Source organism: Burkholderia sp. Ac-20365 (assembly GCF_017104715.1).
GTDB lineage: Bacteria > Pseudomonadota > Gammaproteobacteria > Burkholderiales > Burkholderiaceae > Paraburkholderia.
The window spans coordinates 234,555-261,008 of record NZ_JAAGPI010000009.1 but is presented as its reverse complement, the minus strand read 5'-3'; the positions used below and the strand labels follow the sequence as shown (position 1 = coordinate 261,008).

Annotated in this window: 22 protein-coding genes and 1 tRNA gene; 8 read left to right on the top strand and 15 right to left on the bottom strand. The window is 62.5% G+C overall.

Annotation, left to right across the window (positions count from 1 at the left end):
* Window positions 1-77: 77 nt before the first annotated feature.
* Window positions 78-1,487: a glutamate--tRNA ligase gene (gltX, locus tag G3O01_RS18730; RefSeq protein ID WP_205806627.1), complete on the bottom strand. Its 1,410-nt coding sequence runs from the start codon at window positions 1,485-1,487 to the stop codon at window positions 78-80.
* 432 nt (window positions 1,488-1,919) lie between these two features.
* Here gltX and G3O01_RS18725 point away from each other — a divergent pair, with 432 nt between their 5' ends.
* On the top strand, window positions 1,920-2,873 hold the full coding sequence (locus G3O01_RS18725; protein WP_205806626.1) for a patatin-like phospholipase family protein: 954 nt from the start codon (window positions 1,920-1,922) through the stop codon (window positions 2,871-2,873).
* A 109-nt stretch (window positions 2,874-2,982) separates the two neighbouring features.
* Here the strand turns inward: G3O01_RS18725 and G3O01_RS18720 are convergent, their stop codons facing one another.
* The 5 genes from G3O01_RS18720 to G3O01_RS18700 all read right to left on the bottom strand — a co-directional run bounded on the left by G3O01_RS18720 (window position 2,983) and on the right by G3O01_RS18700 (window position 9,457).
* Entirely contained in the window at window positions 2,983-3,654 is a 672-nt protein-coding gene (locus tag G3O01_RS18720) for a C40 family peptidase (protein WP_205806625.1), read from the bottom strand.
* 158 nt (window positions 3,655-3,812) lie between these two features.
* Entirely contained in the window at window positions 3,813-5,432 is a 1,620-nt protein-coding gene (locus G3O01_RS18715) for a dipeptide ABC transporter ATP-binding protein (RefSeq protein ID WP_205806624.1), read from the bottom strand.
* Window positions 5,429-6,532, bottom strand: a complete 1,104-nt coding sequence (locus G3O01_RS18710) for an ABC transporter permease (protein WP_205806623.1) — start codon at window positions 6,530-6,532, stop codon at window positions 5,429-5,431. The genes G3O01_RS18715 and G3O01_RS18710 overlap by 4 nt, the downstream gene beginning before the upstream one ends.
* A gap of 1 nt (window position 6,533) precedes the next feature.
* Window positions 6,534-7,574 carry an ABC transporter permease subunit gene (locus tag G3O01_RS18705; protein ID WP_205806622.1) on the bottom strand — a complete coding sequence of 347 codons (1,041 nt, stop codon included), beginning with the start codon at window positions 7,572-7,574 and terminating at the stop codon, window positions 6,534-6,536.
* A 47-nt stretch (window positions 7,575-7,621) separates the two neighbouring features.
* On the bottom strand, window positions 7,622-9,457 hold the full coding sequence (locus G3O01_RS18700; RefSeq protein ID WP_241024072.1) for an extracellular solute-binding protein: 1,836 nt from the start codon (window positions 9,455-9,457) through the stop codon (window positions 7,622-7,624).
* 209 nt (window positions 9,458-9,666) lie between these two features.
* On the opposite strand from G3O01_RS18700, the gene fabI reads away from it, so the two are divergent.
* Complete coding sequence (gene fabI, locus G3O01_RS18695; protein WP_205806620.1) at window positions 9,667-10,458, top strand: enoyl-ACP reductase FabI; 792 nt, start codon at window positions 9,667-9,669, stop codon at window positions 10,456-10,458.
* Window positions 10,459-10,556: 98 nt separating this feature from the next.
* On the opposite strand, the gene G3O01_RS18690 is transcribed toward fabI, so the two are convergent.
* From G3O01_RS18690 to cysS, 7 genes are all read right to left on the bottom strand, one after another.
* Window positions 10,557-10,901 (bottom strand): hypothetical protein, encoded by a 345-nt coding sequence (locus G3O01_RS18690; protein WP_205806619.1) that lies wholly within the window; start codon window positions 10,899-10,901, stop codon window positions 10,557-10,559.
* Window positions 10,902-11,380: 479 nt separating this feature from the next.
* Window positions 11,381-11,474 (bottom strand) — tRNA-Ser (locus tag G3O01_RS18685).
* Window positions 11,475-11,682: 208 nt separating this feature from the next.
* Window positions 11,683-12,933 (bottom strand): aspartate kinase, encoded by a 1,251-nt coding sequence (locus G3O01_RS18680; protein ID WP_205806618.1) that lies wholly within the window; start codon window positions 12,931-12,933, stop codon window positions 11,683-11,685.
* A 470-nt stretch (window positions 12,934-13,403) separates the two neighbouring features.
* A complete protein-coding gene (gene tilS, locus G3O01_RS18675; RefSeq protein ID WP_205806617.1) occupies window positions 13,404-14,822 on the bottom strand; it encodes a tRNA lysidine(34) synthetase TilS in 1,419 nt (472 codons plus the stop codon).
* Between the two features lie 51 nt (window positions 14,823-14,873).
* Window positions 14,874-15,845, bottom strand: coding sequence for an acetyl-CoA carboxylase carboxyltransferase subunit alpha (locus tag G3O01_RS18670; protein ID WP_205806616.1), 972 nt, complete (start codon window positions 15,843-15,845; stop codon window positions 14,874-14,876).
* 146 nt (window positions 15,846-15,991) lie between these two features.
* Complete coding sequence (locus G3O01_RS18665; RefSeq protein ID WP_205806615.1) at window positions 15,992-17,044, bottom strand: DNA-3-methyladenine glycosylase; 1,053 nt, start codon at window positions 17,042-17,044, stop codon at window positions 15,992-15,994.
* A gap of 47 nt (window positions 17,045-17,091) precedes the next feature.
* A complete protein-coding gene (cysS, locus tag G3O01_RS18660) occupies window positions 17,092-18,489 on the bottom strand; it encodes a cysteine--tRNA ligase (RefSeq protein WP_205806614.1) in 1,398 nt (465 codons plus the stop codon).
* A 249-nt stretch (window positions 18,490-18,738) separates the two neighbouring features.
* Between cysS and G3O01_RS18655 the strand changes: the two genes are divergently transcribed.
* The 4 genes from G3O01_RS18655 to G3O01_RS18640 all read left to right on the top strand — a co-directional run bounded on the left by G3O01_RS18655 (window position 18,739) and on the right by G3O01_RS18640 (window position 21,843).
* Window positions 18,739-19,596, top strand: coding sequence for a tetratricopeptide repeat protein (locus G3O01_RS18655; protein ID WP_205806613.1), 858 nt, complete (start codon window positions 18,739-18,741; stop codon window positions 19,594-19,596).
* Window positions 19,597-19,678: 82 nt separating this feature from the next.
* Window positions 19,679-20,260 (top strand): peptidylprolyl isomerase, encoded by a 582-nt coding sequence (locus G3O01_RS18650; protein WP_205806612.1) that lies wholly within the window; start codon window positions 19,679-19,681, stop codon window positions 20,258-20,260.
* Window positions 20,261-20,481: 221 nt separating this feature from the next.
* The gene (locus tag G3O01_RS18645) at window positions 20,482-20,976 is read left to right on the top strand and encodes a peptidylprolyl isomerase (RefSeq protein WP_035990735.1); all 495 of its coding nucleotides are present in this window, start codon (window positions 20,482-20,484) and stop codon (window positions 20,974-20,976) included.
* A gap of 66 nt (window positions 20,977-21,042) precedes the next feature.
* Window positions 21,043-21,843, top strand: coding sequence for a UDP-2,3-diacylglucosamine diphosphatase (locus G3O01_RS18640; protein WP_205806611.1), 801 nt, complete (start codon window positions 21,043-21,045; stop codon window positions 21,841-21,843).
* A 63-nt stretch (window positions 21,844-21,906) separates the two neighbouring features.
* On the opposite strand, the gene cysE is transcribed toward G3O01_RS18640, so the two are convergent.
* Together cysE and G3O01_RS18630 are read right to left on the bottom strand one after the other, a co-directional pair.
* Window positions 21,907-22,704 carry a serine O-acetyltransferase gene (cysE, locus tag G3O01_RS18635; protein WP_205806610.1) on the bottom strand — a complete coding sequence of 266 codons (798 nt, stop codon included), beginning with the start codon at window positions 22,702-22,704 and terminating at the stop codon, window positions 21,907-21,909.
* A 257-nt stretch (window positions 22,705-22,961) separates the two neighbouring features.
* Window positions 22,962-23,786, bottom strand: a complete 825-nt coding sequence (locus G3O01_RS18630; protein ID WP_205806609.1) for an RNA methyltransferase — start codon at window positions 23,784-23,786, stop codon at window positions 22,962-22,964.
* Between the two features lie 355 nt (window positions 23,787-24,141).
* On the opposite strand from G3O01_RS18630, the gene G3O01_RS18625 reads away from it, so the two are divergent.
* Window positions 24,142-24,945 carry an inositol monophosphatase family protein gene (locus G3O01_RS18625; protein ID WP_205806608.1) on the top strand — a complete coding sequence of 268 codons (804 nt, stop codon included), beginning with the start codon at window positions 24,142-24,144 and terminating at the stop codon, window positions 24,943-24,945.
* A 132-nt stretch (window positions 24,946-25,077) separates the two neighbouring features.
* Entirely contained in the window at window positions 25,078-26,376 is a 1,299-nt protein-coding gene (gene lplT, locus G3O01_RS18620; protein WP_205806607.1) for a lysophospholipid transporter LplT, read from the top strand.
* Window positions 26,377-26,454: the final 78 nt, after the last annotated feature.

The following is a 26,454-nucleotide window of genomic DNA, read 5'->3' as shown; positions in this document are numbered from 1 at the left end:
TAAATACCTCTTGAACCGCTTTCTGCAATTTTTTTGCGAAGCCGTGAATACATCACACACAGCCTCGCTTCGCCCGCTTAAGCGAGGGCCTTTTCGACGCGGCTCACGACGACATCGCGACCAAACAGCATCAACACGCTATCGATGGAAGGCGTGTGCGTCGTGCCTGCAACCAGCAAGCGTACGGGCATCGCGAGCTGCGGCATCTTCAGCTTGTGCGTGCCGAGCGTTGCCTTGAGCGCGGCAGCGATGCCTTCCTTGGTCCATTCGCAGGTCTTCAACGCGGCGGCGAGATCGGCGAGCGCCGGGCGCACGACGTCCGTCACATGCTGCGCGAGTGCTTCGGCATCCGGATTCGGCTCGCGATAAAACATCGCGGCGTTCTCCACGACCTCCTTCACCGTCGACGCGCGGTCCTTCATCAGGCCGATCACGCCCACGACATCTGCGCCCTTCGCTAGCGTCGCTTCATCGATGCCGAGCACCGAGAAGAACGGCTTGCTCAGTTCGGCGAGACGCGCGTTGTCCGCTTCCTTGATGTAGTGGTTGTTCAGCCAGTTGAGCTTGTTGTGGTCGTACTGCGCCGGAGACTTGCCCAGGTGCTCGAGATCGAACCATTCGACCAGCTGTTCACGCGAGAAAATTTCAGCGTCGCCATGCGACCAGCCCAGACGTGCGAGATAGTTCAGCACCGCTTCCGGCAGATAGCCTTCATCGCGATAACCCATCACGCTCATCGCGCCATGGCGCTTGCTCATCTTTTCGCCCTGCTCGTTCAGCACGGTCGGCAAGTGTGCATAGACGGGCGGCTCGGCGCCGAGCGCGCGCAGAATGTTGATCTGGCGCGGCGTGTTGTTCACGTGATCGTCGCCGCGAATCACGTGCGTGATCTTCATGTCGAGATCGTCGACGACCACGCAGAAGTTATAGGTCGGCGTGCCATCCGGACGCGCGATCACGAGATCGTCGAGTTCTTCGTTCGAAATTTCGACGCGGCCCTTCACAGCATCGTCCCACGCGACCACGCCTGTCAGCGGATTGCGGAAACGCAGCACGGGCTGCACGCCTTCGGGCGGCTCCGGCAGCACCTTGCCGGGTTCCGGGCGCCACGTGCCGTCGTAGCGCGGCTTTTCACCCGCGGCACGCTGACGCTCGCGCAACGCGTCGAGTTCTTCCGTCGACATGTAGCACGGGTACACGAGGCCCTGCTCCTGCATCTGCTTGAGCACTTCGCGATAACGGTCCATGCGCTGCATCTGGTAGAACGGGCCTTCGTCGTAATCGAGGCCGAGCCATTGCATGCCTTCGAGAATCGCATCGACGGATTGTTCGGTCGAGCGTTCGACGTCGGTGTCCTCGATACGCAGCACGAACACGCCCTTCGATTTGCGCGCAAACGCCCACGGATACAGCGCAGAGCGAATGTTGCCGAGGTGAATGAAGCCGGTGGGGCTCGGTGCGAAGCGGGTACGAATGGGAGTGGTCATGTGCGGTAACTCGAAGACGGATGCTTGCGCCGGCGAACATCGAAACCTGGCGCGGCAACGAAAACGGTTCGCGCCCGACGACGGCAACAACGGCAGACGGCGGCTGGCGGCGGTGCGAACGCGATGAAAAAGAGAGTCGAATTATACCCGCCGGCACTGACAACATGAGTGCGCGAGCTTGCGGGTTCGCCGCGCGAGCGGATGCGCAGCGGCGTTTGCACGGGTCAATGTTGTCGGCACCCGATACTGACAATCGAACCAGTAGACGCTTTCCTCAGCCAGTTGTCGCCGCGCCCCCGCTTTGCATTATGATGTGCGCGCGCTGCCGCCTGGCTGCGGACAGCGCGCCCCGATCGCCGCCGGCGATCACCTTCGCAAGACACGCGGCGCGACGCTTTCGCCTCTACGTCGGCGCCGTCGCTGGAGAATTCGTTGAAACCGTCATCGCCACGTTTGTCCCGCCGCACGTTCTCGATTGCTGCGGCTTCTGCTGTGCTGTCCGCCTGCGCGTCGACGGGGAGCAAGCCCGACACCGTCACGCCCACGCCCAGCACGGCATCCAATCCGCCGACGACGCCCGTCATCAAGCCTCAGCGACCGCTGCGCGTCGGGCTCGCGCTCGGCGGCGGCGCGGCGCGCGGTTTCGCGCATATCGGCGTGATCAAGGCGCTGGAGGCGCGCAACATCCAGGTCGATCTGATCTGCGGCACGAGCGCCGGCTCGGTGGTCGGCGCGTTGTACGCGTCGGGTTTGAACGGTTTCGCGCTCAACAAGCTCGCGCTGACGATGGACGAGGCGTCGATCAGCGACTGGGCCATGCCGTTCCGCACGCGCGGCTTTCTGCAAGGCGTTGCGCTGCAGAACTATCTGAACAAGACGCTCGACAATCGCCCGATCGAGAAGATGGTGAAACCGCTAGGCGTCGTCGCAACGGATCTGAAAACCGGCCAACCGATTCTGTTCCAGCGCGGCAACACTGGCATTGCCGTGCGCGCGTCGTCGAGCGTGCCGTCGGTGTTCGAGCCTGTGAAGATCGGCGGACATGAATATGTCGACGGCGGCCTTGTCAGTCCGGTGCCGGCATCGTTCGCGCGCAAGATGGGCGCTGACTTCGTGATCGCCGTCGACATTTCCGCGCGCCCTGAAACGGCCGTCACCGAAAGCTCGTTCGACGTGCTGATGCAGACGTTTACGATCATGGGTCAGACAATCAAGGCGTACGAACTCGACAAATACGCCGACGTCGTGATCCGTCCGAATCTGAACGCAATGAGCGGCACCGACTTCGGACAACGCAATGCGGCGATTCTGGCCGGCGAGGAAGCCGCTGCGCGCGCCGCGCCCGAACTGCTGCGCAAGCTGGCAGCGGCACGCGCTACGGCCTGACGAGCTGCCAGTAAGCGTCACGCATACACAGAACCAGACGCAGCAAAGCAAAAGGCCCGCTTCGAATGAAGCGGGCCTTTTCTTTAAAACCGGTGAAGCGAAGATCGTCTTAGTTGCTGCCGCCGATCGTTGCGCTCACACGTTGACGCAGTTCCTGCTGCTGCGGCACCGTCGATTCGATACGGCGTGCGCCCGTGAAGCGCTTTTCCCAGTAACCGTCGTCCATGTCGTCGACGCGAATCGTGCTGCCTGTCGACGGCGAATGCACGAACTTGTTGTCGCCGATGTAGATGCCAACGTGCGAGAACGTGCGGCGCATCGTGTTGAAAAACACGAGATCGCCCGGCTTCAGGTCGGAAACCCGAACCTTTTCGCCGACACGGCTCATCTCTTCTGCGCGGCGCGGCAGTGCCATGCCGAGCGTGTCCTGGAACACGTAGCGCACGAAACCGCTGCAATCGAGGCCCGAATCCGGCGTATCGCCACCCCAGCGGTAGCGCACGCCGATCATGTTGAGCGCACCGACGACCACGTCGCCCGCTTTGCCGGCCATGCCGGACAGAAACGAACGAGCGCCGCTCTCGGAATTCGAGGCAGCGCTTTGCGTGTTTTGTGTGGTGGAGGACACGGAGTTCGACCCGGAAGAGGTCGAAAATGAGGCATTCTGGTTAAAGCTGCTTACTTCATCGGCGAACGCGCCGGGAGCTGCGGCCATCAGTACGCCAATGAACATCCCGGCGACGACGCGCGTGCAAGCCTGGGTTAGGTTTTGGTGCTGCATTGGTCTGGTGGTTGGTCTTGGTTAGGGCCGGTGTTGCGGTAGTTTTTGCCTGAAAATCAACAGGCTAGGAAAAAGTTTGGTCGATACTAGCCAGTAAGTATTCCTATGTCAAAACAAATAGAAAAAATCAATGACTAGGCGCACCCAATTGGTGAATGTCAAGTCGTCAAGGCCGCTTTCAATAGTTTACGTGTGTAAGGGTGACCGGGTTCCGCGAAGATCCGTTCCACATCGCCCGTCTCCACGATGGCCCCATTTTTCATCACGGCAACGCGATGGGCCATCGCGCCGATCACGGCCAGATCGTGGCTGATGAACACGAAACCCAGGTTGTATTTGCGTTGTAATCCGGCGAGCAGTTTCAACACCTGCTGCTGGATCGACACGTCGAGCGCACTGGTCGGTTCGTCGAGAATCAGGATGCGCGGCTCCAGCACCAGCGCGCGTGCAATCGCAATCCGTTGACGCTGTCCGCCCGAAAACTCATGCGGATATCGTTGTAACGCCGTGCGGTCGATCCCCACTTCGCGCAGCACCGAAATCACCTTGTCGCGGCGGCCGTCCGCGGCGAGTTGCGGCCGATGCAGCGCCAGCCCTTCGCCAACGATCTGCTCGATTGTCTGCCGCGGTGAAAGTGAACTAAAAGGATCCTGAAAGACCACCTGCATGTTCGAGCGCAGCGTGGTCTGATCGCGTCCTTTATAACTGCCGAGCGCCCTGCCCTGAAACTCGATCGCGCCGTGCGAGGTCTTTTGCAGCCCGAGCAGCGCCATTGCGAGCGTCGATTTACCCGAACCCGACTCGCCGACGATGCCCAAGGTCTCGCCCTGCCGCACCGACACCGATGCATCATCGACGGCGCGAAAGCGTCCTGACTGAAACCAGCCAGCAAAACCCGGCAGCTTTGTCTTGAAATCGACGCTGACGTCGCGTGCGTCGAGCAGCACGGGCGCGATTGGGAGCACAGGCACGACGGTGCGTTCCGGACGGCTTTGCAGCAGGCGTTGCGTGTACGGATGCTGCGGCGACGCGAACAGCGTGTCGACCGATCCGCTCTCGACCAGCACGCCCTTCTCCATTACCGCGACGCGTTGCGCGAAATGCCGCACGAGGTTCAGATCGTGCGTAATCAGCAGCACGGCCATGCCGCGTTTTTCGGCTTCGTCGCGTTGCAGTTCGAGCAGCAGTTCGACGATCTGCGCGCGAATCGTCACGTCGAGCGCGGTCGTCGGCTCATCGGCGAGCAAAAGGCGCGGACGGCAGGCGAGCGCCATCGCGATCATCGCGCGCTGCCGCTGTCCGCCCGACAACTGATGCGGATAGCTGTTCACGCGCTTGCCTGGCTCCGTGATGCCCGTGCGTTCGAGCAACGCGACCGCGCGCTTGCGCGCCTCGTTGGCGCTCACGCCGTCGTGCAGCACGATGGTTTCCGCGATCTGATCGCCGATCGTGTACAGCGGATTGAGCGCCGTCATCGGCTCCTGGAAGATCATCGCGATGTCGGAGCCGCGTAGTCCGCGCATCTCGCGCTCGCTCTTCATGAGCAGATCTTCGCCGTCGAAGCGCACCACGCCGCTGGTCTGCGCGTCGGTCAACAGACGCAAAATCGACAGCGCCGTCACGCTCTTGCCCGAACCCGACTCGCCCACCAGCGCGACACGCTCGCCGCGTCCGATCGCAAGCGATACATCGTCGACAGCCACCGTGTCGCCGAAGCTCACACGCAGATGCTCGAGTTCGAGCAGCGGCCCGTCGTATTTCGTTGGGGTCGCGCTCACTGGTTGCCTCCCGCCTTCATCGCGTCGGCGATACGCGTGTCGAGCGCATTGCGCAGCGCGTCGCCCATGAACGTCAACAGCAGCAGCGTCACGACGAGCACGCCGAAGGTCGACATCGAAATCCACCAGGCGTCGAGATTCGCCTTGCCTTGCGCGAGCAGTTCGCCAAGGCTTGGCGTCGGAGGCGGCACGCCAAGGCCGAGAAAGTCGAGACTCGTGAGCGCCAGAATCGCGCCGCTCATGCGGAACGGCAGGAAGGTGATGACGGGCGTCAGGCTGTTGGGCAGCACATGTCGCCAGATGATCTGCCAGTTCGACAAGCCCATCGCGCGTGCAGCGCGCACGTAATCCTGCTGGCGGTTGCGCAAAAACTCGGCGCGCACGTAATCGGCGAGCCCGATCCAGCCGAACAGCGACAACAGCACGATCAACAGGATGAAGCCCGGCTCAAAAATCGACGCGAAGATGATCAGCAGATACAGCTCCGGCATCGCGCTCCAGATTTCGATCAGACGCTGCCCGATGATGTCCGTCTTGCCGCCGAAGAAACCTTGCACGGCGCCCGCCAGCACGCCGAGCACGGTGCCGATGACAGTCAGCACCAGCGCGAACTCCACCGATACCCGAAAGCCATACACGAGCCGCGCGAACAGATCGCGGCCACGGTCGTCGGTGCCGAGCCAGTTGTCACGCGAAGGCGGCGCGGGGTTCGGCGCTTTCGAGAAGTAGTTGAGCGTGTCGTAGTAGTAGTGATTCAGCGGATAGACCGCGAAGTTGCCCGGCGCGTCGAAACGATGCTTGATGTACGGGTCGAGATAATCGGCGGGCGTCGGGAAGTCGCCGCCGAAGGTCGTCTCGGCGTATTCCTTCACGAGCGGAAAATAGTAATGGCCGTCGTAGCGCACAACGAGCGGCTTGTCGTTCGACCACAGCGGCGCAGCCAGGCTCGCCGCAAACGCGACGATGAAGACGATCAGGCTCCAGTAACCAAGGCGCTGCTGCCGGAAGCGCGCCCATACGCGGCGCGCGGGCGACGGCGACACGAACGCGCGCACCGGCTGCGCGCGCGACACTTCGGCATCTGTACGGACGCGGCTCAAATCAGCGCTCCAGTTGTTCGAATTGAATGCGTGGGTCGACCCACACATAGCAGAGATCGGAGATGAGCTTGGTCGCGAGCCCGATCAGCGTGAAAAGATAGAGCGTGCCGAGCACGACGGGATAATCGCGCCGCACCACCGACTCATACGACAGCAGCCCGAGCCCATCGAGCGAGAACAGCGTCTCGATCAGCAGACTGCCCGTGAAAAACGCGCCGATAAACGCGGCCGGAAAGCCGACGATCAGCGGCAGCAGCGCATTGCGGAACACGTGCTTCCACAGCACGCGCCGCTCCGACAGCCCTTTCGCGCGCGCGGTCAGCACATATTGCTTGCGGATTTCATCGAGGAACGCGTTTTTGGTCAGCATCGTCACGACCGCAAAACTGCCGACCACGGACGCCACGATCGGCAGCGTGATGTGCCACAGGTAGTCGAGAACCTTGCCGAACACACTCAACTGATCCCAGTTATCGGAGGTGAGATTGCGCAGCGGAAACAGTTGCAGGAACGAACCGCCGCCGAACAGCACGAGCAGCAGCACGCCGAGCACGAACCCCGGAATCGCGTAGCCGATCAGCACGATCAGGCTCGTCGCGATATCGAAACGCGAGCCGTTGCGCACGGCCTTCGCAATGCCCAGCGGCACCGATATCAGATACGTGAGGAAGAACGTCCACAGCCCGATGCTGATCGACACAGGCAGCTTCGACACGATCAGCGACCACACGCTTTGATGACGGAAATAGCTTTGTCCGAGATCGAAGTGCGAGAAACGCTTGAGCATCAGCCAGTAACGTTCGAGCGGCGGTTTGTCGAAGCCGTAGAGCGCCTTCAGTTGCGCGATCTGCTGCGCGTCGACGCCGCTATGCGCGCGCAATCCGAACGGCGTGCCGCCTTCGGCCGTATTACGGCGCAACTCGTGCACGGCCTGCTCGACGGGTCCGCCCGGCACGAACTGGATCACGACGAAAGTCAGCGTCAACACGCCGATCAGCGTCGGGATCATCAACAGCAGACGTTTGAGGATGTAGCTCCACATGGCGGCAGTCCAGAATCAAGAGTGCATGAGGGTCACGTATGGCGCGTTCATTGCGGGCTCGCGAACCACCACATCGACGTGATCCATCCTTCCGCTCCATAGTACAGCGGCAAGGTCGCGGGCCAGGCAAGCCCGCGCTTGTACGCCACGCGATGCGTCGCGCTGTACCAGTGCGGGACCATGTAATAACCGTTGATCAGCACGCGATCGAGCGCGTGCGTGGCATCGACGAGTTGCTCGCGCGTCTGCGCGCCGACCAGCGCGCGCAGGATCGCATCGACGGCCGGCGACTTCAGGCCGATCAGATTGCCCGAGCCGGGCTCGTCGGCGGCCTTGCTGCCGAAGCGGTCGATCATGTCCGCGCCCGGCACCTGCACGTCGGGGAAACGGATCGTCGTGACATCGAAATCGAAGGCGTCGAGACGCTTCTGATACACCGCGAAGTCCGCCGTGCGCGTGCGCGCCTCGATACCGAGCTTCTTCAGATTGCGGATGTAGGTCGCGTAGACGGGATCGAACGAAGACGACGACCCCGAGTCGTCGAGTATCTCGAACACGAATGGCTCGCCCTTCGCGTTGCGCAAGGCGCCGTCGCGATAGGTCCAGCCCGCCTGCGCGAGCAGCGCGCGCGCCTCGAGCAGATTCGCGCGCAGCGAGCCCGGTGGATCGGTGTCGGGCTGCTTCGGTGGCACGCCGAATACGGAAGGCTCCAGTTTCGCGCGCCACGGCTCGAGCAACGCCAGTTCACCCGGCGACGGCAGGCCCTTCGCCTGAAGATCGGTATTGACGAAGTAGCTGTCGATGCGCCGGTACTGGCTGTAGAACAGTTGCCGGTTGAGCCACTGGAAGTCGAGCGCGAGATCGAGCGCGCGGCGCACACGCACGTCAGAGAAAAGCGGCCGGCGCTGGTTCAGGATGAAGCCCTGCATCCCCGTGCCGTTATGTTGGGGAAATTCGCGTTTGATGAGTTCGCCGCTATCGAATTTCTTGCCGACATCACGCCGCACCCAGTTGCGCGCAACATACTCGACGAGCGCGTCGTACTCGCCCGCCTTGAACGCTTCGAGACGCGCGGTGCCGTCCGAATACAGCTTGTAGTTGATACGCTCGAAGTTATACATGCCGACGCGCACCGGCAGCTTGTCGCCCCAGTACTTCGGGTCGCGCTTATAGGTGATCGTGCGGCCGTTGTCGTAGCTCTCGATCAGATACGGCCCACTGCCGATCGGCCTTTCAAACGCGAGTTGATCGAAAGACGTGCGGCTGCCGTCGGGCTTCACGCCCCACTTGCGCGAGAACACGGGCATGCCGCCCGCGAGCAACGGCAGTTCGCGATCGTGCTGCTTGAATTCGAAGCGCACCGTCGCCGGATCGACAATCACGCAACGCACGATCTCCGCGAAATATGCGGCGAACTGCGGCGCGGCCTTCGGGCTCTTCAAGGTATCGAACGAGAACTTCACGTCTTCGGCGGTGACGGGATCGCCATTCGAAAAGTGCGCGCGCGAGTTGATGTGGAACGTGGTCGACAGGCCGTCGGGCGCAACGTTGATGTCGTCGGCGAGCAGGCCGTAGGCGGAAGCGACTTCGTCGGCGCTGCCCGTCGTCAGGCTTTCGAACAGCAGCCCGATGCCAGGCGCCGCGCTGCCGCGCAGCGTGAACGGATTGAACTTGTCGAAGCTCGTGGAACGGTCGGGGTTCGCCAGCACCAGCGTGCCGCCGCGCGGCGCGTCGGGATTGACGTAGTCGAAATGCTTGAAGTCGGGCGGATATTTCGGGCTGCCGTACTGCGCAATCGCATAGGCGGCGTGCGCATGCTGCGCCGTCACAGGAGACAACGCGATCAACGCGCCGACGCACGCGGTGAACACCGCGCGCGGCATCGCCTCGTAACGGACACGCGACAGCCGACCTGGCAGCGAACGAATCAGAGTGCGCCATACCCGGCGCGGCGCTTCAACCCGTCGCGTGCCTGCTGTCATAGGTGCCTTGTTTGGTCGGTGGGCGGTTGCAATGTGAGAGAATTCTACCCAAAATCCCGCGCGTTCCCGCACTCTGTCATCGCGGCGCGCTGACCTCATTAGGAGAATTCATGGGCTTCCTCGCTGGTAAACGAATCTTGCTGACAGGCCTCCTGTCGAACCGTTCGATCGCGTACGGTATCGCACAGGCCTGCAAGCGCGAAGGCGCCGAACTCGCGTTCACGTATGTCGGCGAGCGCTTCAAGGACCGCATCACCGAATTCGCAACCGAATTCGGCAGCAACCTGGTGTTCCCGTGCGACGTCGCAGACGACGCGCAAATCGACGCGCTCTTCACGTCGCTGAAAGAACATTGGGACAGCCTCGACGGTCTCGTTCATTCGATCGGCTTCGCGCCGCGTGAAGCGATCGCGGGCGATTTCCTCGACGGCATGACGCGCGAAAACTTCCGCATCGCGCACGACATCTCCGCGTACAGCTTCCCTGCCCTCGCAAAAGCCGCGCTGCCGATGCTGTCGAACGATGCAGCACTGCTCACGCTATCCTATCTCGGCTCGGAAAAAGCGATCCCGAACTACAACACGATGGGCCTCGCGAAGGCATCGCTCGAAGCGAGCGTGCGTTACCTGGCTGTGTCGCTCGGCGACAAGGGCATTCGCGTGAACGGCATTTCGGCGGGCCCGATCAAGACGCTCGCGGCGAGCGGCATCAAGGGCTTCGGCAAGATTCTCGACTTCGTCGAAGACAATGCGCCGCTCAAGCGCAATGTCACGATCGAACAGGTCGGCAATGCAGCAGCGTTCCTGATGTCGGATCTCGCGGCCGGTGTAACGGCTGAGATCATGCACGTGGATAGCGGCTTCAGCAACGTGGTCGGCGGGATGGCAGCTGTCGCCGAATAAGCGCGCCTGCTTCAATGCACACGTCGTTGCATGTGCAACGATAAAAAAACCGCCCCTCGGGGCGGTTTTTTGTTGGGCGCTCGATATGCGCCGCGGGATCAATGCCAGCCGTTATGGCGGCCGTTGTCCCAGTGACCATGGCCATGATCGTAGCCGCCATGATGGCGATACCAGTCGTCGCGGCCCCAGTAGCGGCGACCATCCCAGTAACGATCGCCATGCCAGCCAACCACGACGGCGGGCGCGACCACGACAGGCGCCGGCTGATACACGACGGGCGGCGGCGGGGGCGGCGGCGGTGCATACACAGGCGCCGGCGCGACATAGACGGGAGCGGGAATACCGATGTTGACACCGACGTTCAGTCCCCCAGCCATCGCCGCACTCGACGCGCCAATCGCGAGCACGCCGGCGATCAACGGGATAAGACGCATGGACTTCATGGTTTCACCTTTTCTTTGCTTTGCGGGAGTTGTGTTTATCTCGACTGCTTGATTCGAATATAACAAAGCAACCCTTCACGCGTATTTCAACTTTGTAATAACTGATGCATAACTTCGCATTCGAATGCACGCCGTAACGTCCGGTTACACGCGACAGCATTTGGTCATATGCGATGACCTTCTGTTGTTGCGTGCACGCACATTTCGCGGGTTGCGTGCGTATCTGGCAAGCGCGTCGCCGACGCAGCAGCAGTTCGTTTGGTTATGCCAGGCAAATCCACGCAAATGAGATATCCGGCATAAACGATCGATCTGCATATGCAATGCAAACGCAATTCGCCAATACCGACGTTTACGGATGCGCGGATAAAAAGTTGAGTGCGAGCGACTCGAAGACATTCACTCAGCAACGCGAATCATGCGCGTAAAAAAACAAAACCCCGCAGAGCCTTGACTCTGCGGGGTTCCACCGCCATTTCTGGCGGAGACGGAGGGATTCGAACCCTCGATCCAGGTTTTGGCCCAGATGCTCCCTTAGCAGGGGAGTGCCTTCGACCTCTCGGCCACGTCTCCCAAACTTTCGCTTGCGCCAGGGAGGCAGCGCAACGAAGCCAAGATAATAGCGGGTTCAAAGCCTCAGGTCAATTTTTACTTCACACTTTTTGTGCCAGAGACGTCATTTCGATGACATCTCCTCGACCCGACGCACAATCACCCGCTTCATCTTCAACAACCTTCACGCACTTGCCCATCACCGCAGCAACGGACCGCGTGATTCACATCAAGCCTGATCGAGTTCGAATGCCTTATGTAGCGCGCGCACGGCGAGCTCCATGTACTTCTCGTCGATCAACACGGAGATCTTGATTTCCGACGTCGAGATCATCTGGATGTTGATGCCCTCTTCCGACAGCGTGCGGAACATCTTGCTCGCGATGCCCACGTGCGAACGCATGCCGACGCCAACCACCGAGACCTTCGACACCTTCGGATCGCCCAGTACCTGCTCGGCGTTCACATGACCCTTCACCTGGTTCGTGAGGATCTCCATCGCGCGCTGATAGTCGCCGCGACCGACCGTGAACGTGAACGCCGTCTTGCCCTCGACGCTCTGGTTCTGGATGATCATGTCGACATCGATATTCGCGTCGGCGACGGGGCCGAGGATCTGATATGCGATGCCCGGCTTGTCGGGCACACCCATCACGGCGATACGGGCTTCGTCACGCTGAAACGCGATTCCCGAGATGACTGCTTTTTCCATGGTTTCGTCTTCTTCAAAAGTAATCAGGGTGCCCGACTTCATTTCTTCGTCGAGCGACATCAGCGGATCGGTCAGGCTGGACAGCACGCGCGTCTTGACCTGATATTTGCCGGCGAATTCCACCGAGCGGATCTGCAGCACCTTCGAACCGAGGCTGGCCATTTCCAGCATTTCTTCGAACGTCACGCGGTCCAGACGGCGCGCCTCTTCAACCACGCGCGGGTCCGTCGTGTAGACGCCGTCGACGTCCGTGTAGATCAGGCATTCGTCCGCTTTCAGCGCGGCTGCCACTGCGACCGCCGACGTGTCCGAGCCGCCGCGGCCGAGCGTCGTGATATGGCCTTCCGGGTCGATGCCCTGAAAGCCCGTGATGACAACGACCTTGCCTTCGTCGAGATCGCGCAGGACGCGCTCGCCGTCGATGTCGCTGATGCGCGCTTTCGTGAACGCGCTATCCGTTTTGACGGGCACTTGCCAGCCGGTGTAGCTGACGGCATCGACGCCTGCGTCATGCAGCGCGATGGACAGCAGGCCAACGCTGACCTGTTCGCCCGTCGCCGCGATCATGTCGAGTTCGCGCGGGCTCGGCTGGGGCGAAATTTCTTTCGCGAGACCCAGCAGGCGGTTCGTTTCGCCGGACATCGCCGAGGGCACCACGACCATCTTGTGGCCTGCCTTTTGCCATTTCGCGACGCGCTTCGCGACGTTCTTGATGCGCTCGACCGAGCCCATCGATGTGCCGCCGTATTTGTGTACGATGAGTGCCATTGTCGTTCTGAACTGAAGGAGAAACTGATACGCCAACCGGTACGCGCCGGGCGCGCTGGAGACGGCCGCACAAAGAAAGCACAGGGCACAACGTTCGGGAACGACGGCGCAGTGTGGCGGCGCAGATGCAGCGCGCGTGCTGGACGCGCGGATTTGCCGGGTTTGCTTTTTTCCAGCCCTGCCGGTACCTGCCGATAAACAGGGCTGACGGACGGACGCTAACGGGATGGCTAACTGACGCTAACGGGGCTTGAAGCGCGCCCGGGCGTTCGCATAAGAACAGCCGGTAACACGACAAAAAGCGACTCGGGCAAACAAGTTACCCTACATGATCGGCAATAAAAAGACAAGCCGCAATCCGGGCAAAAGCGGGTGCAAATGCTTGTCGGAGAAGGATTTGCGGCGATTGTTGCGTGCGTGTGACGATGGCCGTCCGGTCGGTCGGGCAACGCCCGCGCGAGACGCGGACGTCAGGCGAGCGTGAGATCCTCGCGCCATTCGATCCTGATCCAGCGGCCACTCTGATCTGACGCCGGCTGCGCCGATACGCTCCGGTTGACGCCGATCAACGGCACGAACAGCAGTTCGTCGCCGGCGAACAGCAACGGGACATCGCGCTTCCACGACGGCACGCCGCGCTCCTGAAAGAGATTCTTCAATGTGCGGCTCGGGCCGCTTGCGGTGCTGCGCATCCGTTCGCCGCCGCGACGCGAGCGCGCGACGAGCGGCGCGCGTGTCAACACGTCAACGGGAATGGCGTCGGGTGTGTCGGCGTTCGCGTCGCTGAACACGAACGTGCCGCGCCATTGCGGCACGCGCCACACGCTTTGCCCTTGCCACACGAGCGCGCTTTCAGTGCGTTCCACGAGCGCCGTTTCGTCGGCAGGATCGGCGCTGTCACCCGCTTCCCAATAGACCTGTCCGCGATAGCTGCGCAATGCCTGCCCCGCGTGATCGACTCGCAAGCTGTGCCCGTCGCCGATCTCGCGCAACTGGCGCAGCGCATCCGACAAACGTGCAGTCGATGCAGCGGGCAGCCCGAGCGTGCGCATCCAGTAGCGCAGCAGGTTGGCGCCGCGGTCGTCATCGAGCGCGAGCAACGCGTCGTGACGCAGCGCGCCCTCTTCGTCTCCGCGCGCGGTTTGCAGATCGATGCGCGCCAGTTCGTCGAGCAAACGCTGCGCCGACGCCGCATGTGCAGCCGTGCGGGCAAGCGCGTCGCGAAATCCCGGAAAGTGCACGGCAAGACCCGGCAGCACGTCGTGACGCAACGCATTGCGTGCGTAGCGCGTGTCGGCATTCGATTCGTCATCGATCCAGCGCAGATCGCGCGCATGCGCGTATTGCTCGAGTTGCGCACGCAGCAGATGAAGCAGCGGACGCATACGCGTAACCGACGCGCCCGACGGCAAATATTCCGGCGCCATCGCCGCGAGTCCCGCCAGCCCTGCGCCACGCAGCAGTTGAAGCAGCACGGTTTCGGCCTGATCGTCTGCATGCTGCGCGAGCCACAGTGTGTGCACGCCGTGCTGCGCGCACAACGCATCGAGCGCGCGATAACGCGCGTCACGCGCCGCCGCTTCCACGCCAAGTCCAGCCGAGCGCGACACATCGACATGTAGCGACGCAAACTCGACGTCCCGCTCGTGCGCAAACGCGGCGCAATGCACGAGCCATTCGTCGGCATTGGCGCTCAGACCGTGATGAATATGAAACGCGATACAACGCGACGCACCGCCGGCGCGCGCCGCCGCATCGAGCAGCACGCTCGAATCGACGCCTCCGCTGAATGCAATCGCGACGCGTGCATCGGCAGGCAAGGCGCCAAAAACAACGCCGACCGCATCGAGAACGAGGCGGTCGGCGGGAGTGTCGGCAGTGGGAGTCACGTTGTGACGGCGCGTGAAAATCAGAGCGCCTTCAGACGATAACGCAGGCGCTTACGCGCCCGGCGTCGTTTCCTTGAACTTGCCGTACGCCATCAGGCGTTCGAAGCGGCGTTGACGCAGATCGTTCGTGCTCATGCCCTGGAACTGGCGCAGCGAATCGGCGAGCGCACGGCGCAGCAGCGCTGCCATGCCCTTCGGGTCGCGATGCGCGCCACCAAGCGGCTCGTTGACGATCTTGTCGATCAGGTTCAGCGCCTTCAGACGATGTGCCGTCAGACCCAGCGCTTCCGCTGCTTCAGGCGCCTTCGCCGCGCTCTTCCACAGAATCGACGCGCAGCCTTCCGGCGAGATCACCGAGTACGTCGAGAACTGGAGCATCAGCACGCTGTCAGCCACAGCGACAGCCAGCGCGCCGCCCGAACCGCCTTCACCGATGATCGTCGAAATGATCGGCGTCTTCAGTTCGGCCATCACATACAGATTGCGACCGATCGCTTCGGACTGGCCACGCTCTTCCGCGCCGATGCCCGGGTACGCGCCCGGCGTGTCGATGAACGTGAAAAGCGGCAGACCGAACTTTTCGGCCAGACGCATCAGCCGTTCGGCCTTGCGATAGCCTTCAGGACGCGGCATGCCGAAGTTGCGCAGCGCGCGCTCCTTCGTGTCGCGGCCCTTCTGATGGCCGATCACCATGCACGGCTGGCCATTGAAACGCGCGAGGCCGCCGACGATCGACAGGTCGTCCGCAAACGAGCGGTCGCCATGCAGTTCGTGGAAGTCGGTGAACAGTTCGTTGATGTAATCCTGCGTGTACGGACGCTGCGGATGACGGGCGATTTGCGAAACCTGCCACGGCGACAGGTTCGTATACAGATCCTTCGTAAGCTGCTGGCTCTTCTTCGACAGCCGCTCGATCTCTTCCGAAATATCGACGGCCGAATCGTCCTGCACGAAGCGCAATTCTTCGATTTTCGCTTCGAGCTCCGCGATCGGCTGCTCGAAATCCAGAAAGGTGGTCTTCATTGGTTTTTAATCCTTGGACTTACCGGCAGCGCGTATTCTAACCGCGCGCGCCCATGTCAAAACCGTCACGAATCTATCGATTTTAACAAATCAATAGACTCCGACGGTTTCCGCTTGCTTGTTCAGTGTTTGAATCAGTTGCTGGATCAGTTGCCCGCGGGCGCCGGATCGAGGCTGCGCCACATATACCACGTCGCGACGGTGCGCCACGGTTCCCAGTTCGCGGCCACTTCACGCGCTTCGCTGCGCGTCACCGGCTCCCCGCTGAAATAGTTCTGACTGATCGCGTGGATCAGATTCGGATCGTCGAGCGGCAGCACGTCGGGACGCGACAGGTCGAAGATCAGAAACATCTCGGCCGTCCAGCGGCTGATGCCGCGAATCTGCGTCAGCTCGGCGATCACATCCTCGTCTTCCATCGACGTCCACTTGCCGACGTGCAGCGCACCCGACACGAAGTGATGCGCGAGATCGAGAATGTACTCGGCCTTGCGCTTCGACACGCCGCAGTTCATCAGATTGTCCTGCCCGAGCTTGATGACCTGCTGCGGCACGAGCTTCGGACAGGCGGCGACGATACGCTGCCACATCGCCTGCGCGGACGCGACCGAAATCTGCTGGCCGATCACCGAGCGCGCGAGCGTGACGAACGGATCCGCACGGCTCGACAGATGCACTGGGCCGAACTTCGGAATCAGCTTCTTAAGAATGCGATCGCGCTTGACGAGGTCGGCGCATGCCTTGTCCCAGTAAGCCGGACGCGTGACGACGACCGACGACTGCGTGTCGGCCTGAGCAGCCTGTTCGCCATCTGCCGGCGACACTGCCGCGCGCGGCTTGCGCACCGTTTCCGCTTCGTGGCTTTCGCGCGCGAGTTCCTGCACGTCGCCCGCGAGGTCCGCGGGCAGCGAGCCATTGCTCTTCGCGTGGACAGCACGGGCGCGCGACGGCTTCAGACCCGCCACTTCCGTGAGGTCAGCGCCGTTGGGCTGGCGCTTCGACGCCGGTTGCTTCGCGAGCGCGCCATGCGCACTTGCCGTTTTGCGCGGCGCGTGAAGGCCCGCCTTCACGCCTTTCGCCGACGCCGATTTCACCGCCACCTTCGCTGCGCCGTTTCGCGCACGCACTGCCTTTACCTTAGCTGCCGCGTTTGATTGAGACGTGGCCCGTTTAGCCGGCGTCTTCGTGGCCGTTGCCATCCTGCCTCCTGCCTGGCGAGTCGATCAGTGGGAAGTACGAGGTGCGCTCAAACGCGCCGCCACTCGGTCAACCCGCCCGGTTTGTCTTCGAGCGCAATACCGGCGTCCAGCAATTCCTTGCGGATCCGATCTGCCTCGGCGTAGTCCTTTGCCTGCTTTGCGGCGACGCGCGCGGCGATCTTCGCTTCGATCGCTGCGACATCGAGCGCACCCTCGCCAACGCTGCCCGCCGCCTGCTGCAGATACTCACGCGGCTCGCGCCTGAGCAGGCCGAGCACGAGCGCGAGACCGTGCAGTTGACGCGCGAGCGCCGCATCGCGTGTGCGGTTCACTTCGCTGGCAAGTTCAAACAGCACGGAAACGGCGACAGGCGTATTGAAGTCGTCGTTCATCGCCGCGCGAAAACGCTGCGCGTGCGCTTCGTTCCAGTCGACCTCGCCCGCTTGCGGCGGCGTATCCTTCAATGCCGTGTAAAGACGCGCGAGCGCGCCGCGTGCGTCGTCGAGATGCACATCGCTGTAGTTGAGCGGCGAACGGTAATGCGCGCGCGCAATGAAGAACCGCACCACTTCGGCGTCGTACTTCGCGAGCACCTCGCGGATCGTGAAGAAGTTGCCGAGCGACTTCGACATCTTCTCATTGTCGATCTGCACGTAGCCGTTGTGCATCCAGTAATTGACGAAGGTTTGGCGCGTAGCGCCTTCACTTTGTGCGATTTCGTTTTCGTGGTGCGGAAACTGCAGATCCTGGCCGCCGCCATGAATGTCGAAATGTTCGCCGAGCAGCGTGCAACCCATCGCCGAGCACTCGATGTGCCAACCTGGACGCCCGCGCCCGTACTTCGAATCCCAGCCCGTGTCGGCGGGTTCGTCGGCCTTCGACTGCTTCCACAGCACGAAGTCGAGCGGGTCCTGCTTCGCGTCATTCGCGGCCACGCGCTCGCCCGCGCGCAGATCTTCGAGCGACTTGCCCGACAGCGCGCCATAGTTAGCGAACTTGCGAACCGCGTAGTTCACGTCGCCGTCGGCGGCCTGATACGCGTAGCCGTTCTGCTCGAGCTTCTCGATCATGCCGAGCATCTGAGGAATGTATTCCGTCGCGCGCGGTTCGAGATCCGGCCGCTCGATACCAAGCGCGTCCGCGTCTTCGTGCAGCGCCGTGATGAAACGGTCCGTCAGCGAGCGGATGGTTTCGCCGTTCTCGACCGCACGGCGAATGATCTTGTCGTCGATATCGGTGATATTGCGCACATAGGTGACCTTGTAACCGAGCGTGCGCAGCCAGCGCTGCACGATGTCGAACACGACCATCACCCGCGCATGGCCCACGTGACAGTAGTCGTACACCGTCATCCCGCAGACATACATACGCACTTCGCCTTCATGAAGCGGCACGAACTTTTGCTTGTCACGCGCGAGCGTGTTGTAGATGCGCAGAGATTCCATAGAGACGATGCGTGGGCCGAAAGAAATCCGCTTGGTGTTCGTTCATACCGCGCCCGAACAAAGCATGCAACCACTAGCACGCAAAATGGGGAGATCGGTATGGCTGACAGCATGTCGCGCAAACGGGCGGGATCAGGCTGACGTCAAAGCGGAGACGACCACGAGTGGCGAAAAGACAGTCTGTGGTTCGACGGAACGCGCAGACCTTTTGTTAGAATGGGTCGGAGTATAACATCCCGACCTGAGCCTATGAAACACTCCAGCGGCCGCGCGCGAGGCGCCACGCCCCTCTTCGCGACGGCGCTCCGTGCGACACTTCGCCCGCTCTCCGGCGCGTCGTCGCGTTCGGGTTCCCGTCCGGGTCCCGGTTCGGGTCCCCGTACGGGCCTGCGCGCTGCCTTGAGCACGGCAGCGGGCACGATCCTGGGCACCACCTGCTGCGCTCTCGCGCTGACGGTTCTCCCTGCCGCCCCCGCCTTCGCACAGAAAACACCAACCGTTTCGCACGGCCCCGCAGTGCGCGACGCGACGCCCGACGCCGATGCGTCGATCCAGAACAGAAACTGGACGGCCGCGCTTGCACAGCTCGACGCGCGCATCGCTGCGAACCCGCGCGACGCACAGGCCAAGTTCAAGCGCGCCACCATACTCGCGCGCCTGAACCGCGATGACGAAGCCATCGCCGCATTCACCGAACTCACCGAGACCTATCCCGAACTGCCCGAGCCGTACAACAACCTTGCTGCGCTCTACGCGAAGCAGGGCCGCTACACGGAAGCGCGCGCCGCGCTGGAAACAGCCGTCAAGGCGAGCCCCGGCTACGGCCTCGCGTACGAGAATCTCGGCGACCTGTATCTGCGCATGGCCGACCAGGCGTATCGCCGCGCGCAAACGCTTGGCGCCGGCAACGGCACGACGAGCCAGCGCATTGCCGACATCGGGAAAATCGTGTCGCCAAGCAAAACGCCCGTGAAGAAGACGAGCCAGCCCACGCCTGAAACCGACACGAATCGCGCGATGCAGAACATGATCAACTCGCCGAGCTTCCAGTTCGGCGGCCCGAATGGTTCGCTCGCGACGCCGCCGTACGTTGCACCATCGCAGTGAGCGCCCGCGCGTGTGCTTTCGGGCCGCGCGCGTGCCAACGTTTTTCATCTGAGTTCACCCTGCTTTCACCCCGAGGATTTACATGAAATGGTTGATGTTGGCGCTCGGCAGCGCCGCCCTGATCGCGAACGCACCGGCTTTTGCGCAAAACGGATCACAGGCTGCGCATCCGTCCGTTCTCTTGAAGACATCGGAAGGCGATATCCGCGTCGAGTTGTATCCTGAGAAAGCGCCGAAGACCGTGGCCAATTTCCTCGACTACGTGAAATCCGGCCAATACAACAACACGATTTTCCATCGCGTGATTCCCGGCTTCATGATTCAGGGCGGCGGCTACACGACCAGCTTCGCTGAAAAACCGACGCGCGCGCCGATTCCGCTCGAAAGCCGCAACGGCCTGAAGAACATGACGGGTACCATCGCGATGGCGCGCACGGGCGACCCGAACTCGGCCACCGCGCAGTTCTTCATCAACACGGTCGACAACGCCGGCCTCGACTATCCGAATCCGGACGGCAACGGCTATGCGGTGTTCGGCAAGGTGACGTCGGGCATGGACGTGGTGAAGAAGATCGAAGGCACGCCGACGACCTCGCGCGGCCCGATGAGCGACGTGCCGCAAAAGCAGGTTGTGATCCAGTCGGCGACAATTGTCGGCAAGTAACACCGCAGCAGGATCGGCGATGTAACGCAGCCGCGTGGGCTGCGTTCAGGCGTCCGATAGCAGACGACGCATTTGCGAACCGCGTGACGCGCGAACCGCCGGCCATGTCATGCCCGGCGCCAACGCTTTACGAAAACTAACCATGCCACGGGGCGCGGGCCAATGGTCGCCGGACGGCGACGCACCGCACCCTCCATTCACCCAGACCAAAGGAAATCATCATGGTTGAACTGCACACGAACCACGGCGTCATCAAGCTGGAACTGGACGCTGAGAAGGCGCCGAAGTCGGTCGAGAATTTCCTCGCCTACGTGAAGGCCGGCCACTACGACAACACGGTGTTCCACCGCGTGATCGACGGCTTCATGATCCAGGGCGGCGGCTTCGAGCCGGGCATGACGCAAAAGCCGACCAGCACGCCTATCGCCAATGAAGCGAACAACGGTCTGAAGAACGTGAAGGGTTCGATTGCGATGGCGCGCACGAACGATCCGCACTCGGCCACGGCCCAGTTCTTCATCAACGTGAACGACAACGACTTCCTGAACCACTCGTCGCCGACGCCGCAAGGCTGGGGCTACGCCGTGTTCGGCAAGGTCGTCGAAGGCCTGGAAGTGGTCGACGCGATCCGCAAGGTGAAGACGGGCTCGAAGGGCTTCCACCAGGACGTGCCGGTCGACGACGTGATCATCGAAAAGGCCGTTGTTGTCGAGTAAAAGCACGGTTCGAACGAACAGCCTATTCTTCAAGAAGCGCTGAGCAACTGAGAGAAGCACACTTCCATGCTGCAAGAGACGCCGCTGCGAAGCGTCGCTGCGGGCGTGCCTGGCGAGGGCAAACGCCCGCACGCGGCGCGCCCGTTTTTTTTCATCGCTGATCTGCATCTGAGCGAGGCGATTCCGCAGACGGTCGCCGCGTTCGAGCATTTCATCCGCGTGACGGCCGAGCACGCGGATTCCGTTTTTATTCTCGGCGATCTGTTCGAATACTGGATCGGCGACGACATGCTCGCCGAGCCCTTCCCCGCCCGCATGGCCAAGCTGATGCACACGCTGTCGGAGCGCGGCATCGCGCTCTACATCATGCACGGCAACCGGGACTTCCTGCTGGGCAAGCGTTTCATGAAGGCGGCAGGCGCCATCTGGCTGCCCGATCCGTTCGTGATTACCGCGTTCGGCACCAAGATCGCGCTTACGCACGGCGATGCGCAATGCACGCTGGACCGCAAATACCAGCGCTTTCGCGGCTTCGCGCGCAACCGGTTTGCGCAGTGGCTTTTTCTGGTGTGGCCGTATCGTTGGCGCAAGGCGCTGGCGGAGAAAATGCGCGCGTCGAGCGAAGCGGGACGCATGCGTCCGGTGACGCCGCGGTATGACGTGACCTCGGAAGGTATCGCTGCGCTGTTCCGGAAGACCAAGACGGCCACGATCATTCACGGCCACACGCACAGGCCGGCGCTGCATCACGAGAAAGGCGGCATGCGCTGGGTGCTGCCCGACTGGGATCTCGACCACGGCGAGCGCCGTGGCGGTTATGTGCGCATCGATTCCGAAGGGATCAAAGCGTTGCGGCTGGATAAATAGCAGCGCTTTCCGCAGCTTCCGGGCGTTCTCGCCGCACTTTACTTCCTGTCAGCAACGAGGCGCTCAGCGCGCCTCCGCCTCGACTTTCCCTTCCAGCGCGGCCGAGAGACGGCGCAGATCGAGCAAGGCCGCATCGGCGCCATGCAGCGCTTCGAGACTCGCGCCGAGACGCTCCAGCGCCGCGACGACCTCATCGATGCGCTGAGACTGCGTTGCCGCGTGGTTGATCAGCCCATGAATGGCGAGCGATACAGGATCGTCCGCGTTCGGCGTGATGCCGTACGCGCAGAAGCCGGGGCGCGGCGTAGTACTTTCGGCCGCGGCCGACGCAGGCGCCGCCGCCTTTGCCGGCATGATCACGCGCGCCGGATTGCCGACGGCCGTGCCGCCCGCCGGCACCGGCTTGACGACGACGGCATTCGAGCCGATCTTCGCGTCCGCGCCGATCGTGAAGCCGCCGAGCACCTTCGCACCCGCGCCGACGATCACGCCGCGCTCGAGCGTCGGATGGCGCTTTGCCCCACGCGTGAGCGACGTGCCGCCGAGCGTGACACCCTGATAGATCGTGCAGTCGTCGCCGACTTCGGCCGTTTCGCCGATCACGACACCCATGCCATGATCGATGAACACGCGCCGGCCGATGGTCGCGCCCGGGTGAATTTCGATGCCCGTCATGAAGCGGCCGAACTGCGACACGAAGCGCGCGAGCCAGCGGCGCTTTGCGCGCCAGCAGGCATGCGCGAACCGATGGAACATCAGCGCGTGCAGGCCCGGATAACACGTGAGGACTTCCCAGGCGCTGCGGGCGGCGGGATCGCGCTCGCGGATCGTGGCGATGTCTTCGCGGAGTCTCGTGAACATGGCAATGAGGCTGTCGTAGGGATGGATCGCTGCCGCGCGTAGCACGGGAAGCGGGCTGCCGGCACGGTCGCTACGACGTCTGTCGTTACGTCCATTCCAGCCGGCGAGCTTTGCTTATGACGTTTCGGGCCATTGTAGGGCGAATGCGCGAAACCTGCCGGAAGTCCACTCGGACGACAAGGTTTGACCTTTCCCGTGCAGCAATATCATCCTGCGCGACACGTGAGACTGCGCCGAACCCGAACGTACGAGTGCTTTCAGCGCTCGTCGGCGTCGCGCCCTTTCGCCTTCAGCAGAATGTGCTTCGCGATACCGCGCACGATATTGACCTCTTCGCGCTCCAGACCCGAGCGCGCAAACAACCGGCGCAAGCGCGACATCAGCTTCTTGGGATTGCCGGGATCGAGAAACTCGAGCGCGATCAGCGCGTTTTCCAGGTGCACGTACATGCGCTCGATTTCGTCGCTCGCAGCGAGCACACCTGCGCCACCCGATGCCGCCTGCCCATCGCCGTCGACCAGGTACGCCATGCGCAACTCGTACGCCAGCACCTGGATTGCCTGCGACAGATTCAGCGAGCTATACGCGGGATTGGCGGGAATATGCGCGAGCGCACTGCACCGCTCGACGTCCTCGTTCGAAAGCCCCGTACGCTCGTTACCGAACACGAGCGCGATATCGCCATGCGCGGCATGTTCGCGCGCCTGCGTCGCGGCCGCGCGCGGCGCGAGCTGCGGCGGCCCGTATTCGCGCGAGCGCGCCGTGAGCGCTAGCGACCATTGCGCGCCCGACAGCGCGTCGGCGAGCGTCGGCACGATGTGGGCCGATGCGAGCACGTCGTCCGCACCGCTCGCCATCGCGATCGCCTCCGGGTCGTTTTTCACGTCGGTGACGCGTGGCGACACCAGCACGAGGCGCGAAAAGCCCATGGTCTTGAGCGCGCGCGCCGCGGCGCCGACATTGCCGGGATGACTCGGCTCGACGAGCACGAAGCGTGTCGACGTGAAGCCGCCGCCGATGCCGGTGTTGTCGGAAGCGAGGCTGGAGGAAGGCGAAGAAGGCGTCTGAACCACGATGTGCATTGAATAACGAGGAAACAGTTATGGTAGCGCCAACCCGTGCCCTCTTTCCATCGGCCGGACGGCCGATGCTGCTCTGCGCGGGTGTCATGGGCCGATTCGCGTGCACCGCGATCGGCCCAAACTGCCTCGAAACAGTGAGACTCAGGTAAAATCCCGATATTCGCGCCGGTTCAGCCTGTATCTCACGGGAACAGCCAACACGGCGCACCGCTCTTCTTCAATTCGTCTCCGTCGACGGAATGCGTGCCAGGTTTCGACCCGCTCTTGCCCGGCGCCCGTTTCGCGTGATTTACAGCTTATTTTCAGCTCAACACCGGGCAGCCGCCGTGCGCGTCCGGCACAAGGATCCAGGCTCATGCATCCCATGCTCAATATCGCTGTCAAGGCCGCTCGCCGCGCCGGGCAGATCATCAACCGCGCGTCGCTCGATCTCGACCTCGTGCAGGTCAGCAAGAAGCAGCACAACGATTTCGTCACGGAGGTCGACAAGGCGGCGGAAGCGGCCATCATCGAAACGCTGACCACCGCCTATCCCGATCACGCGATCCTCGCCGAAGAGTCCGGTGAATCGGGCAACGAGTCCGAATACCAGTGGATCATCGATCCCCTCGACGGCACCACGAACTTCATCCACGGCTTCCAGTACTACTGCGTGTCGATCGCGCTCGCGCACAAAGGCATCGTCACGCAGGCGGTCGTCTATGACCCGACGCGCAACGACCTGTTCACGGCCTCGCGCGGCCGCGGCGCATATCTGAACGACCGCCGCATCCGCGTCGGTCGTCGCGACCGCCTGGCAGACGGCCTGATCGGCACGGGCTTCCCGTTCCGCGAAAAGGACACGCTCGAAGCGTACACGGACCTCTTCGCCGACATGACCAAGGCGTGCGCGGGGCTGCGCCGTCCGGGCGCGGCAGCGCTCGATCTGGCCAACGTCGCGGCGGGCCGTCTCGACGGCTTCTTCGAGCAAGGCATCAACGCGTGGGACATGGCCGCGGGCAGCCTGCTGATCACGGAAGCAGGCGGCCTCGTCGGCAACTACACGGGCGACTCGGACTTCCTGCACGTGCATGAGATCGTCGCGGGCAATCCGAAGATTTATGCACAGATGATTCCGATTCTGTCGCGTTACACGCGAACGAAGGAACAGGCAGCTTAAGAAGCTGTAGGCGTTGGAAAGCGGCTTCGGCCGCTTTTTTCTTTTGAGGCCGCAACGCGCGCGGCATCGCGCAAATGAACCCGGCGCGTGCGTCAAAGGCAAGATTGCGGGCGCTGTGTTCCAATCGGGACCATGAAGAAAGGTTTCTACACGATCATCGCGGCACAGTTCGTGTCGTCGCTCGCCGATAACGCGCTGCTGATCGCGGCCATCGCGCTGCTCACCGAGATCCGTTCGCCCGCGTGGATCACGCCGCTGCTGCAGATCTTCTTCACGATCTCCTACGTGCTGCTCGCACCGTTCGTCGGCGCATTCGCCGACGCGCTGCAAAAGCGCCACGTGATGTTCGTCTCGAACGCGCTGAAGGCGGGCGGCTGTCTTCTGATGATCGGTGGCGTGCATCCGATGATCGCTTACGGCGTGGTCGGCTTCGGCGCGGCCGCGTACTCGCCCGCCAAATACGGCATTCTCACCGAGTTGCTGCCCGCCGACCGGCTGGTCGCCGCGAACGCGTGGCTCGAATCGGCGACCGTGCTGTCGACCATCGTCGGCACGATGCTGGGCGGCGCGCTGATCAGCACCTACGCGTCGCGTTTCGTGCAGCATGCGCACTGGCCGCTGATCCATTCCGCCGCCGATCTCGCGATGCTCGCCGTGATGATCACCTACGCGATCGCCGCAGCGCTCAATGTAGGCATTCCCGATACGGGCGCGCGCTATCCGAACCGGCTGACGGAGCCCGGTGAACTGGTCGGCGAGTTCGTGCGCTGCTTCAACGTGCTGTGGGCCGACCGTCTCGCGCAGATCGCATTGTGGGTCACGACGCTGATGTGGGGTGGAGCGGTCACGCTGCAGCTGCTGGTGCTCAAATGGGCCGACGCGAATCTCGGGCTGACTCTCTCGAAAGCGGCCGTCATGCAAGGCGTAGCCGGTCTTGGTATCGCAATCGGCGCAGCGGCCGCCGCCGCATGGATTCCGTTGCGCGCATCGCTCAAGGTGTTGCCCGTCGGCCTGATTACGGGAGCCGTGGCCATCGCGATGGCCTTCTACAACAAGAATCTGTTCCCGCCCGACGCGGGCCTGCGCGTGGGCGAACTGTTCGCGCCCGCCTACATCATCTTCGCGTATCCGCTGATGGTGCTGCTCGGCGCGCTGTCGGGCTTCTTCATCGTGCCGATGAACGCGATTCTCCAGCATCGCGGCGCGACATTGCTCACGGCGGGCCACTCGATCGCCGTGCAGAACTTCAACCAGAATCTCGCCGTGCTGCTGATGCTCGGCGCCTACGCGATCCTGCTGACCGCGAAAATGCCCGTGGAGTGGATCATTGCCGTGTTCGGGCTGTTCATCACGGGGATGATGTGGCTTGCGCAGCGGCGCAGCGCCGCGAATGCGCACAAGGTCGATATGCATGCGCTGATCGAGGAATGAACATACGCGTAGATTACGCATGTGAATATCTCGACGACACCCTGGCCATCCGGCCAGGTTCGCTCGACCCGTCGACGG